At 64.0% G+C, this 11295-nt stretch carries 10 protein-coding genes and 1 pseudogene; 9 read left to right on the top strand and 2 right to left on the bottom strand.

What is annotated here, in order from left to right; all coding sequences use genetic code 11:
- Positions 1 to 134 precede the first annotated feature (134 nt).
- The 3 genes and pseudogenes from P6U28_RS07530 to P6U28_RS07520 all read left to right on the top strand — a co-directional run.
- Complete coding sequence (locus tag P6U28_RS07530) at positions 135 to 1370, top strand: putative DNA modification/repair radical SAM protein (RefSeq protein ID WP_122404189.1); 1236 nt, start codon at positions 135 to 137, stop codon at positions 1368 to 1370.
- Entirely contained in the window at positions 1370 to 2812 is a 1443-nt protein-coding gene (locus P6U28_RS07525) for a UdgX family uracil-DNA binding protein (RefSeq protein ID WP_122404190.1), read from the top strand. Before P6U28_RS07530 ends, P6U28_RS07525 begins: the two co-directional genes overlap by 1 nt.
- 25 nt (positions 2813 to 2837) lie before the next feature.
- Positions 2838 to 3029: pseudogene (locus P6U28_RS07520) on the top strand (inorganic phosphate transporter); the annotation flags it as partial.
- A gap of 218 nt (positions 3030 to 3247) precedes the next feature.
- Here P6U28_RS07520 and P6U28_RS07515 read toward each other — a convergent pair.
- On the bottom strand, positions 3248 to 4420 hold the full coding sequence (locus P6U28_RS07515) for a M20 aminoacylase family protein (protein WP_122404191.1): 1173 nt from the start codon (positions 4418 to 4420) through the stop codon (positions 3248 to 3250).
- Positions 4421 to 4603: 183 nt separating this feature from the next.
- On the opposite strand from P6U28_RS07515, the gene P6U28_RS07510 reads away from it, so the two are divergent.
- From P6U28_RS07510 to P6U28_RS07485, 6 genes are all read left to right on the top strand, one after another.
- The gene (locus P6U28_RS07510) at positions 4604 to 6223 is read left to right on the top strand and encodes a GMC family oxidoreductase (RefSeq protein ID WP_122404192.1); all 1620 of its coding nucleotides are present in this window, start codon (positions 4604 to 4606) and stop codon (positions 6221 to 6223) included.
- Between the two features lie 160 nt (positions 6224 to 6383).
- Entirely contained in the window at positions 6384 to 7328 is a 945-nt protein-coding gene (locus tag P6U28_RS07505; protein ID WP_122404193.1) for a metallophosphoesterase, read from the top strand.
- A gap of 19 nt (positions 7329 to 7347) precedes the next feature.
- Positions 7348 to 7683: a cupredoxin family copper-binding protein gene (locus P6U28_RS07500; protein ID WP_122404194.1), complete on the top strand. Its 336-nt coding sequence runs from the start codon at positions 7348 to 7350 to the stop codon at positions 7681 to 7683.
- 109 nt (positions 7684 to 7792) lie between these two features.
- A complete protein-coding gene (locus tag P6U28_RS07495) occupies positions 7793 to 8341 on the top strand; it encodes a sigma-70 family RNA polymerase sigma factor (protein WP_162500365.1) in 549 nt (182 codons plus the stop codon).
- Complete coding sequence (locus tag P6U28_RS07490) at positions 8338 to 9099, top strand: anti-sigma factor (RefSeq protein ID WP_122404196.1); 762 nt, start codon at positions 8338 to 8340, stop codon at positions 9097 to 9099. Before P6U28_RS07495 ends, P6U28_RS07490 begins: the two co-directional genes overlap by 4 nt.
- 72 nt (positions 9100 to 9171) lie before the next feature.
- Positions 9172 to 9879 (top strand): hypothetical protein, encoded by a 708-nt coding sequence (locus tag P6U28_RS07485; protein ID WP_145987024.1) that lies wholly within the window; start codon positions 9172 to 9174, stop codon positions 9877 to 9879.
- Here P6U28_RS07485 and hpnO read toward each other — a convergent pair.
- On the bottom strand, positions 9876 to 11267 hold the full coding sequence (gene hpnO, locus P6U28_RS07480; protein ID WP_122404198.1) for an aminobacteriohopanetriol synthase HpnO: 1392 nt from the start codon (positions 11265 to 11267) through the stop codon (positions 9876 to 9878). The two genes, P6U28_RS07485 and hpnO, sit on opposite strands and share 4 nt — an antisense overlap.
- Positions 11268 to 11295 lie beyond the last annotated feature (28 nt).

The following is an 11295-nucleotide window of genomic DNA, read 5'->3' as shown; positions in this document are numbered from 1 at the left end:
CGTGGTCCTCAAAAGAAGAACCAACGGCTGGCTCATTTGTTCATGATATGTTCTAATATAAAGCTAACGGCGGCCACAGAGTCAATCGAATTGCGCGCTCAGGGATTCATGAGCTGAATCAAGGGGATTCCAGGATGGACGTACAACGCAAGCTGGAGATTCTGGCGGATGCCGCCAAATACGACGCGTCCTGCGCCTCCAGCGGCACCGAGAAACGGGATTCCAGCGACGGCAAGGGCATGGGCTCGACCGCGCCAGGCATGGGCATCTGCCATTCCTATGCGCCGGACGGACGCTGCATCTCCCTGCTCAAGGTACTGCTGACCAACGCCTGCAATTACGATTGTCTCTATTGCGTCAACCGCGCCTCCTCGAACGTAGCACGCGCCCGCTTCACCATCGAGGAGGTGGTCAAGCTGACGCTCGACTTCTACCGGCGCAATTACATCGAGGGCCTGTTCCTCTCCTCCGGAATCATCCGCAGCCCCGACTACACCATGGAGCAGGTGGTCAGCGTCGCGCGAAAACTGCGCGAGGAGCATCACTTCCGCGGCTACATCCACCTGAAGACCATTCCCGAAGCCGACGACGCGCTGATCGCGGAGGCCGGCAAATATGCCGACCGCCTCTCCATCAACATCGAGATGCCTGAGGAGACGAGCCTGCAGCAATTCGCGCCGGAGAAGGACGTCCGCGCGATCCGCCGCACCATGGGCCGGCTGCGGCTCAAGCTCGACGAAGCCGAGGACAGCCGCAGCGCAAAAACCAAGGCAAAACCGCAGCGCTTCGCGCCGGCCGGCCAGAGCACGCAGATGATCGTCGGTGCCGACGCGGCCTCCGATCACACCATTCTCCACACCAGTGCCAATCTCTACGGCGCCTACCGGCTGCGGCGCGTCTACTACTCCGCCTTCAGCCCGATCCCCGATGCGAGCCGCGCTTTGCCACTGATACAGCCACCGCTGCTGCGCGAGCACCGGCTCTACCAGGCCGACTGGCTGATGCGGTTCTACGGCTTCGACGTCGGCGAGATCGTCGACGACAGCGCGATGCTGCCGCTCGACATCGATCCAAAGCTCGCCTGGGCGCTGCGCCATCGCGACCGCTTCCCCCTCGACGTCAACCGCGCCAGCCGCGAGGAACTGCTGCGCGTGCCGGGCTTCGGCACCAAGGCGGTCGAACGTATCATCGCGACGCGGCGCACCAGCACGATCCGCGTGGCCGATCTCACGCGACTGCACGTGCCGCGAAACAAGGCGCTGCCGTTCATCGTCCTCAGCGATCACCGCCCCTCACCGCATCAGCTCGACGCTGCCGGGCTGATCGAACGATTCAGGCCGAAAGCAACGCAACTGGGATTTGGCTTCTGATGCAGTACATCATCCTCGACACCGAAACCGATTTCGGCGGCTGGCGCAAAGCCGCGCGTACGCTCGTACTACATCATGTGGAGCCGCGCGATGTCACCTGGACCGTGCGAGGCGGCGAAGCAGAGTTATTCGCGCCATCCGCGCCGTCTCCGATCCTCGAGGTGAACGACGGCACCTTCAACGTATCCGCAAAATTCGTCGAGCTCGCCAAGGCCGCAATTCTGCACCGCGATGTCGAGCGTTTTGCGATCCTCTATCGTCTGCTGTTCCGGCTGAAGGACAACCACGATCTCATCGAGGTCGCAACCGACCCTGATGTCGCGCAGGTCACTTCCATGGCGAGAGCGGTCTATCGCGACGAGCACAAGATGCATGCCTTCGTCCGCTTCCGCGAGATCGGCCGCGAACGCCAGGCCCATTACGTCGCCTGGTTCGAGCCGGAGCATCACATCGTCGAGCTCGCCGCGCCGTTCTTCGCCAAGCGCTTTGTCGACATGCCCTGGTCGATCCTGACGCCCGATCTATGCGCGCATTGGGACGGCCACGCGCTCTCGTTCACGCCGGGTGTCAGCAAGAGCGAGGCACCGGGCGATGACCGGCTGGAGGAAACCTGGCGGCGCTACTACGCCAGCATCTTCAATCCGGCCCGGCTCAAGGTGAAGGCGATGCAGGCCGAGATGCCGAAGAAATATTGGAGGAACCTGCCCGAGGCTTCGATCATTAAGCCCTTGATAGAGGACGCCGAGCGCATGACCGGCGCCATGATCGCCAATGCCGCAACCGATCCGCATAAGCCTCAGAAGCGGCCGGAGGCTCCGATGAAACGCAAGCCAGCTGCCGACGATCTCGAAATGCTCCGCGAGGAAGCCGCCCATTGCCGCGCCTGTCATCTCTACAAGGATGCGACGCAGACCGTGTTTGGCGAGGGCCCGAAGAACGCCAACGTCATGCTGGTCGGCGAGCAGCCCGGCGACAAGGAAGACCTCGCCGGCCATCCCTTTGTCGGTCCGGCCGGACAGATGCTCGACCGCGCGCTGGAGGAGGCCGGCGTCGACCGCAAGAAGGTCTATGTCACCAATGCCGTGAAGCACTTCAAATTCGTGCCGCGCGGAAAGATCCGCCTGCACCAGAAGCCGAACACACCTGAGATCCGGGCGTGCCGGCAATGGTATGAGCGGGAAGTTTCGGCAATCCAGCCGGATCTCATCGTGGCGATGGGCGCCACCGCCGCGCAAAGCGTGTTCGGCAAGATCACCCCGATCGGCAAGAACCGCGGCCGGCTCATGGACCTTCCCGACGGACGCAAGGCGCTGGTGACGGTGCATCCGTCTTATCTGCTGCGGCTGCCCGATCCGGAATCCAAGGTGCTGGAGTATCAGCGCTTTGTCGATGATTTGAAGATCGCTGCCGGCTTGCAGAAGAAGGCTGCACGGGCCGCCTGAGTATTGGCAGGGAAACCAGAGCGGCGGCCTGCTGATAGCAACCTGCACCGGCGTCAGCTTCGCGCACGGCTCGAACGACGGCCAGAAGGGCATGGGCCTGATCATGCTGATCCTGATCGGCACCGTGCCGACTGCTTATGCGCTCAACCGCGCGCTGCCGGAATCCCAAGTCGCCCAGTTCCAGAAAACGTCCGACGCGGCATCCAAGGTGATCTCTCCCTCTCCCCGTTCTTACGGGGAAGGGCAATTGCCTTGCACATTCAGCACACGTCGTCATGCCCGGCTTGTCCCGGGCATCCACGTTCTATGCACTGCGTGGTAAGGCGTGGATGGCCAGGACAAGCCCGGCCATGACGCTGTGGTTACTGTCAGTGCCCGAGCCCGAACCTCATCGCCATTGCCTACAGCAAGCGGGACAAGGTGAACGACTCGGCATTACGACGCCGCGAGCTGTTCCTCGACCAGCTTCACCCAATACGACGTGCCGTAGACGATCGCCTCGTCGTTGAAATTGTAGGCGGGATGGTGCAGGCCGGCACTGTCGCCGTTGCCACAGAAGATGAAGGCGCCGGGCCGCGCTTCCAGCATGTAGGCGAAATCCTCGCCGCCCATCAGCGGCGCCATCTCGTGCACATTGGCCTCGCCCGCGACCTGCGTGGCAATGCGACGCGCCACCTCGGTCTCCGCCGCATGATTGTTCACGACGGGATAATTGCGCTTGTAGTGCAGGTCGATCTTGGCGCCGGTGATCTGTGCGACGCCGGCCACGACTTCATGCACGCGCTTCTCGACCAGCTTGCGCACTTCCGGCGACAGCGTGCGGATGGTGCCTCTCAACGTCGCGGTCTGCGGAATGACGTTGCGGGCGTTGCCGGCGTGGAATTCGCAGATCGAGATCACCGCGGATTCAAGGGGATCGACGCTGCGCGCGACGATCGACTGCAGTGCCGTGATCACCTGCGCGCCGACCAGCACGGAATCGACGCATTTGTGCGGACGCGCGGCGTGGCCGCCGACACCCTCGATCATGATGTCGACCTCGTCGGTCGCTGCCATGATCGGACCCGGCCTGATCGCGAACGAGCCGATTGGGATGCCCGGACCGTTGTGCATGCCGTAGACTTGCTCGATGCCGAAGCGCTCCATCAGGCCGTCCTTGACCATTGCCGCGCCGCCGGCGCCGCCCTCCTCGGCGGGCTGGAAGATCACCACGGCATCGCCGGCAAAATTGCGGGTCTCGGCGAGATAGCGGGCGGCACCCAGCAGCATCGCAGTGTGGCCGTCATGGCCGCAGGCGTGCATCTTGCCGGGCGTCTTGGAGGCGTAAGGCAGATTGGTCTGCTCCTCCACCGGCAGCGCGTCCATGTCGGCACGCATGCCGATGACCTTGAGCCCCTCGCCGGCTGGCCTGTTGCCCTTGATCACACCGACGACGCCGGTCTGGCCGAGGCCGGTCACGACCTCGTCGCAGCCGAACTCCCGCAAGCGATCCGCGACGAATGCTGCAGTGCGGTGAACGTCATACAGCAGCTCGGGGTGCTCATGGATGTCCCGGCGCCAGGCCTGAATATCGGGTTGGAGGTCGGCGACACGGTTCACGATGGGCATGGAGGGTCTCAAGCCTTCTTGGGAATATGGGAATACAGGACTGTCTATCATGCAAGCGTCAGTCCACCCAACTCCCTGGGATCGGGGTCTGGCCCTGACGAACGGACATGGCCGGGCTTGTCCCGGTCCGGCGGGTCTGCCTATTAGGACGGAACGTTAAGTGACCATCCGGGTGGAAACAGAATGCCAAGGCGGCTTGAAGGTGAGTTTGACTACATCGTCGTCGGAGCCGGGACGGCGGGCTGCATCGTCGCGAACCGGCTGTCAGCCGATCGCAGCAATCGCGTTCTCGTCCTTGAAGCCGGAGGCGACGACAATTGGATCTGGTTCCACATCCCCGTCGGCTATCTCTTCGCCATCGGCAATCCCCGTTCCGACTGGATGTTCAAGACCGAGGCTGAGCCCGGCCTGAACGGCCGTTCGCTGGCTTATCCCCGCGGCAAGGTGATCGGCGGCTGCTCGGCGATCAATGCCATGATCTCGATGCGCGGACAGGCTGCCGATTACGATCACTGGCGCCAGCTTGGCCTGACCGGCTGGGGCTATGACGACGTGCTGCCGCTGTTCAAGCGTATCGAGGACCACTTCCTCGGCGCCAGCGAGCATCACGGCGCCGGCGGCGGCTGGCGCATCGAGGCGCCGCGGCTGTCATGGGACATTCTCGACGCGGTCGGTGACGCCGCCGAGGAGATGGGCATCAAGCGCATCCCGGATTTCAACACCGGCGACAACGAAGGCACCAGCTACTTCCACGTCAACCAGAAGCGCGGCCGGCGCTGGTCCTCGGCGCGCGGCTTCCTCAAGCCCGCCTTGAGGCGCCCCAATCTGCGGCTCGAGAAGCACGTGCTGGTCGACCGTCTCATCATCGAGCAGGGCCGCGCTGTCGGCGTGCGATTCATCCAGAACGGCGAGATCGTCGAGGTGCGCGCGAAGCGCGAGGTGGTGCTCTCGGCCGGCGCAATCGGCTCGGTGCAGGTGCTGCACCGCTCCGGCATCGGACCCGCCGACTGGCTGTCGCCGCTCGGCATCGACATCGTGATGGACAAGCCCGGTGTGGGGCGCAACCTCCAGGATCACCTCCAGCAGCGCGCGATCTACAAGGTCGAGGGCGTACGCACGCTGAACGAGACCTACTACAATCTGTTCCGCCGTGGCCTGATGGGGCTCGACTACGCCTTCCGCCGCCGCGGACCGCTGACCATGGCGCCGTCGCAGCTCGGCATCTTCACGCGCTCCGATGCGACGCGCGCCCGCGCCAACATCCAGTTCCACGTGCAGCCGCTGTCGCTCGACAAGTTCGGCGATCCCCTGCATCGTTTCCCTGCGATCACCGTCAGCGCCTGCAACCTCCAGCCGACCTCGCGCGGCACCGTGCGGCTGCGTTGCGCGAGCCCGGACGAGAAGCCGATCATCGCGCCGAACTACCTCTCGACCGACGACGATCGCCAGGTCGCCGCCGACGCCATTCGCACCACGCGCCGCCTGATGCAGCAGAAGGCGCTGGCAAAATACCGGCCCAGCGAGTACCTGCCGGGGCCGACGGTCGGCGACGACGACGCCTCGCTGGCCAAAGCTGCTGGCGACATCGGCACCACCATTTTCCACCCCGTCGGCACCGCCAAGATGGGCACGGCAAACGATCCGATGGCGGTGGTGGATGAGCGCCTGCGCTTCTATGGCCTCAGCGGCCTGCGCATCGTCGATGCCTCGATCATGCCGACGATCACTTCGGGCAACACCAACACGCCGACCGCGATGATTGCGGAGAAGGGGGCGACGATGATCCTGGAGGATGCGAAGTAGCCGCTATCGTGTCCCGGACGCGGCGCAGCGCAAAGCGGTGCTGCGCCTTGCCCGGGACACGGGACTGCACTCACGAAATCGTCATCCCATTCAGGAATAAACCCGCCCCTCCCCTGATCACGTCCCCGAAGCCCAATTCCGGGCGACGTGGAGAGGCGCTATGAGCGGACAAGATCACGGGGATGACGGCGTCAGCCGCCGCAAGGTGCTCGAATGCATGACCTGGGCCGGCACCGGAGTGCTCTGGACCGTCACGGGCGGCGTGCCGCGCTCGCTCGGCATCATCGATTCCGCTGAGGCCGCGACCGCGGCCGCGCCCGGCATGAGCTTCCTCCAGATCAGCGACAGCCATGTCGGCTTCGACAAGCCGGCCAATCCCAACGCGCTCGGCACGCTGGAGGAGGCCGTGAACAAGATCAACGCAATGCCGGCGAAACCCTCCTTCATGATCCACACCGGCGACATCACCCATTTGTCGAAAGCCGCCGAGTTCGACAATGCCGAGAGGATCATCTCGCAGACCAAGCTCGACGTGCACTACGTGCCCGGCGAACACGATTTCATCGACGAGGAGGTGAAGCTCTATCGCGAACGCTACGGCCGCGGCACCAAGGGGTACGGCTGGTACTCTTTCGACGCCGGCGGCGTGCACTTCATCGGCCTCGTCAACGTCGTCGATCTCAAGGCTGGCGGCCTCGGCAATCTCGGCGCCGAGCAGCTCGCCTGGCTGGAGGACGATCTCCGCGGCAAGTCGAAATCGACGCCGATCGTGTTGTTCGCGCACATCCCGCTGTGGACGGTCTACCCGCAATGGGGCTGGGGAACCGAGGATGGTGGCCGCGCGCTGGAATACGTCAAGGGTTTTGGCTCGGTCACCGTGCTGAACGGGCACATCCATCAGGTGATGCAGAAGGTCGAGGGCAACGTCACCTTCCACACCGCGCGCTCGACCGCCTTCCCGCAGCCGGCACCGGGGGCCGCCCCCTCGCCCGGACCGATGAAGGTCGAGGACGCAAAGCTCCGCTCCATGCTCGGCGTCGCCAGCATCAGTTTCAAGCAGAACGAGCAGCGGCTCGCGATCATCGACACACCGCTTCAGGGCTGAGTTTGAACGGAAGCTGACAATGAAGACACTCAATCGCCGTGACTTCGGTGTCCAGCTCGGTCTGGCCTTGGCCGCAGCCATGCTGTTGCCCGCAACAAAAGCCCGCGCCGACGACATGGACGTGCACATCGACAATTTCGTGTTCCAGCCGGCCGAGCTCAAGATCAAGGTCGGCACCACCGTGACCTGGACCAACCGGGACGACATTCCGCACACCGTGGTGTCGGCGGGCAAGTTCAGGTCCAAGACCCTGGACACCGACGACAAGTTCTCCTTCACCTTCACCAATGCGGGCGAGTACAAGTATTTTTGTTCGCTGCACCCGCACATGACGGGGATGATCAAGGTTGAGTAACGTCTTCAACCTAGGCATCAACGTCTTGCCCGGCCGGTGGTCCCACGCCGGCCGGGCGCGTGCGTGTTCGATGACGGCAAAACAAGACGCAGAGGCAAAGCGAGGAGCGATGCCCGCCACCGACGATGTACAGAAGGCGCAGCGTTTCCGCGAAGCGGCGCTGCCCCATCTCGACGACGTCTATACGCTCGCGCGCTACCTGCTGCGCGACGCCTCCGACGCCGAAGACGCGGTGCAGGAGTGCTATCTGCGCGCGCTGAAGCATTTTGACAGTTATCGCGGGCCGGCAATGAAGCCCTGGCTGTTCGCGATCCTGCGCAACGTCTGTAACGCCGAATATGCGCGGCGCGCGCACAGACCGACCCCGATCGAGGATACTCCCGGCGCCGCCGAGCAGACGCCGCTCTGGCAGGAGACCGAAGCGAATCCGGAAACCGAAGTGCTGCGCAGCCGCGATGCCGGCGCGATCCGCAAGCTGATCGACACGCTCGCCGAACCGTTCAAGGAGACCTTCGTGCTGCGCGAAATCAACAATCTGTCCTATCGTGAAATCGCCGAAGCCGTCGGCGTCCCCGTCGGTACCGTGATGTCCCGCCTCGCCCGCGCCCGCGCCATGCTGCGCGCGGCCTGGATGGCGGGAGAGGAGCAAGCAAGATGACCTGCGACGAAGCAAGGATCCTGCTTCACGCGTTGCTCGACAACGAGCTCGACGCCGGCCATGCGCGCGAGGTCGAAGCCCATGTCGCCGGCTGCCCGAACTGCACAGTCGAGCTTGCCGCACAGCGCGAGATGCAGCGCGTGCTCGCCGACACCAATTTACGCTACACCGCACCGGCAAGCCTGCGCAGCCGGATCGAAGCCTCGCAGGCGCAGCGCCAGCAGCCGTCGCGCCGCGCCGTGCTGCGCGGCTTTGCGATGGGCTCGGCGGTCTCCGCGCTCGCCGCTTCCGGCGTTGTTGCCGTGGTGTTGCGCCAGGACGACCAGCAGCGCATCTTGTCGGAGGTCGTCTCCGCGCATCTGCGCTCGCTCCAGGCCGGCCACCTCACCGACGTCGTCTCCACCGACCAGCACACCGTCAAGCCCTGGTTCAACGGCAAGCTCGACGTCGCCCCGCCCGTGATCGATCTCACCGCGCAGGGTTTTACCCTGGTCGGCGGCCGGCTCGACTATATTGATGCGCGCGCCATCGGCGCCGTCGTCTACAAGCGTCGGCAGCACGTGATCAATTTGTTCGTGTCGCAAACCGCGAGCACCGAGCACCGGCCGCCGAAGACGCAGTCGATGCAGGGCTTCAACTGCCGCCGCTGGGGTGACCGCGGCCTGAACTTCTGGGCCGTCAGTGATCTCGGCGCCGACGAGCTCGCCGAGTTCGTCGATAAGTTCGACGCGGCGATGAAGGCGAATGTGGAGGGGTAAAGGCGCTCCTAGAGGGCAGCGAAGCTGCACCGTATGGTTGCACCATTGACCGATCGCTGCTAATTCGGCGTCATGCACCGCATTCTTTTTCTCGTGATTGTCTTCACCTCGACGATAGCCTCGTGCGGACCGGCAGCGTCCCGTAATGGACTAGCCACCACGATGCGCGCTGTCCTCTATGAAGAGAGCATTGGCAACCCGAAGGGCGATCGCGCGGTCGGACAAGTCACCTGGCGGGTAGAACCGACGACAGATGCGTCTGCCCCGCCCGGCGACGTCACGGTTCGCGGCGACGTCGAAGTGCCTTCGCGAAATCTGCGGATGACACGCTCCATTCGACGCAATTTCGATTCGTCCCTGCCCGCCACTCACACGGTGCAGATCGAATTCGCGCCTTCGCTCGATTTCGCCGGCGGCAGTATCAAACAGGTCATGGGCCTGCTCATGAAGAGCAACGAAGCGGCCAAGGGTGCACCGATTGCCGCGCTATCGGTGAGGATCGACGACCGGCATTTCCTGATGGGTCTCTCCGCTGTCTCGCAGGACGCGTCCAACAATTCGCTTCTGATCCGAAGCAGAGCTTGGATGGACATCCCGATGATCTATGCGACGCAGCGCCGCGCCATTCTCGCGGTCGAGAAGGATGGCGACGTCCTGCCGCTGTTCAATGCGGTGTTTTCTGAAGCGATGACGAGAAAAGTCGAGAGCCCGGCTCGGCAAGGCGCTCGATCGCATCGAGACCCCGAACAAGCCCAAGGCCGCCTGAATGATCAGCCTTAAGCCGACCTTCTCACCGCGTTGTCGACCAGCGTCTTGCCGAGCGACCAGATCGCACCGGGGACCTTGTGGCTGCCTGCAATGACGTCGTCGAAGGCGCGCTCGATCCAGCTGCAGTCTTCCTCGGTGATGGTGAGCGGCGGCAGCAGCTTGATGGTGTGGCTGCCGTGGCCCGCCACTTGCGTGAGGATCTTGTGATCCTTGAACAGCGGCACGGTAATGAGCTGGCAGAACAGGCCCTTGTTGGCGGCCTCCAGCACGTTCCACGAGGCGCGCAGGCGCAGCGATTTCGGCGGGCCGAACTCGATGCCAATCATCAGGCCCTTGCCGCGGACTTCCTTCAACAGCTCGTAGCCGGGCACCATGCGCGTCAGCGCAAGGCGCAGCTCGGCGCCACGCTTGGCGGCCGCCTCGATGAGCTTCTCGGATTCCATCACGTCGAGCGTGGCAATGCCCGCGGCCATCGCGAGGTCGTTCTTCGAGAACGTGGAACCGTGCACCACCGCGCGGTCCATCTGGTTGAAGATCTTGTCGAAGATGCTCTTGCGCGTCAGCACCGCGCCGACCGGCACGTGGCCGCCGGACAGCGACTTCGACAGCAGCACCATGTCGGGCTCGACGTTCCAGTGCTCGACCGCGAGGAAGCGGCCGGTGCGGCCCATACCGGTCTGGATCTCGTCGGCGACGAACAGCGTGCCGTATTTCTTGCAGAGCGCGGCCGCGCCGGGCAGGAACTCGTCGGTGGGCATGTTGACGCCCTTGCCCTGGATCGGCTCGACGACGAAGGCCGCGACCTCGCGCGAGGCCAGCGCCTTTTCCAGCGCGGCCAGATCATTGAATGGGATCGGGGTGCAGCCCGGCAGCAGCGGCTCGAAGCCGGTGCGGAAATTCGAGTCACCGGTCAGCGACAGCGCGCCATAGGTCAGGCCGTGATAGCCGTGGGCGCAATACACGATGCCGGGCCGGCCGGTAGCGCCGCGCGCGAACTTGATCGCGGCCTCGACGCATTCCGCGCCGGAATTGGCGAAGAACGCCTTGTCGAGATAGGGAACGTATTTCAGCAGCCGTTCGGCCAGCACGCCGGCGAGCGTCGAGACATCGAACTGGACGAGGTTGGGAAGGTCGGCATCGAGCACGCTCTTGAGCGCATCCCGCATGACAGGATGATTGCGCCCGATCGCAAACACGCCAAAGCCGGACAACAGGTCGAGATAGCGAGCGCCCTCGCGGTCGTAGAGATACTGCCCCTGGCCCTTCTGGAAGCCGACATCGTAGCCGATGGTCTTGAGAACCCGAACGAACTGCTCGTTCAGATACCGATTGTGCAGGGTGCTGCGCTGGGCCTGACGGTCCGCGAATAGCTGAGACATGTCTGGATTTGGGCTGTGCATCCGCTACATACTTCGCTTGAGGGCCGTC

Source organism: Bradyrhizobium sp. STM 3561 (assembly GCF_045571455.1).
Classification (GTDB): Bacteria; Pseudomonadota; Alphaproteobacteria; order Rhizobiales; family Xanthobacteraceae; genus Bradyrhizobium; species Bradyrhizobium vignae.
This window is presented reverse-complemented; position numbering and strand designations above follow the sequence as displayed.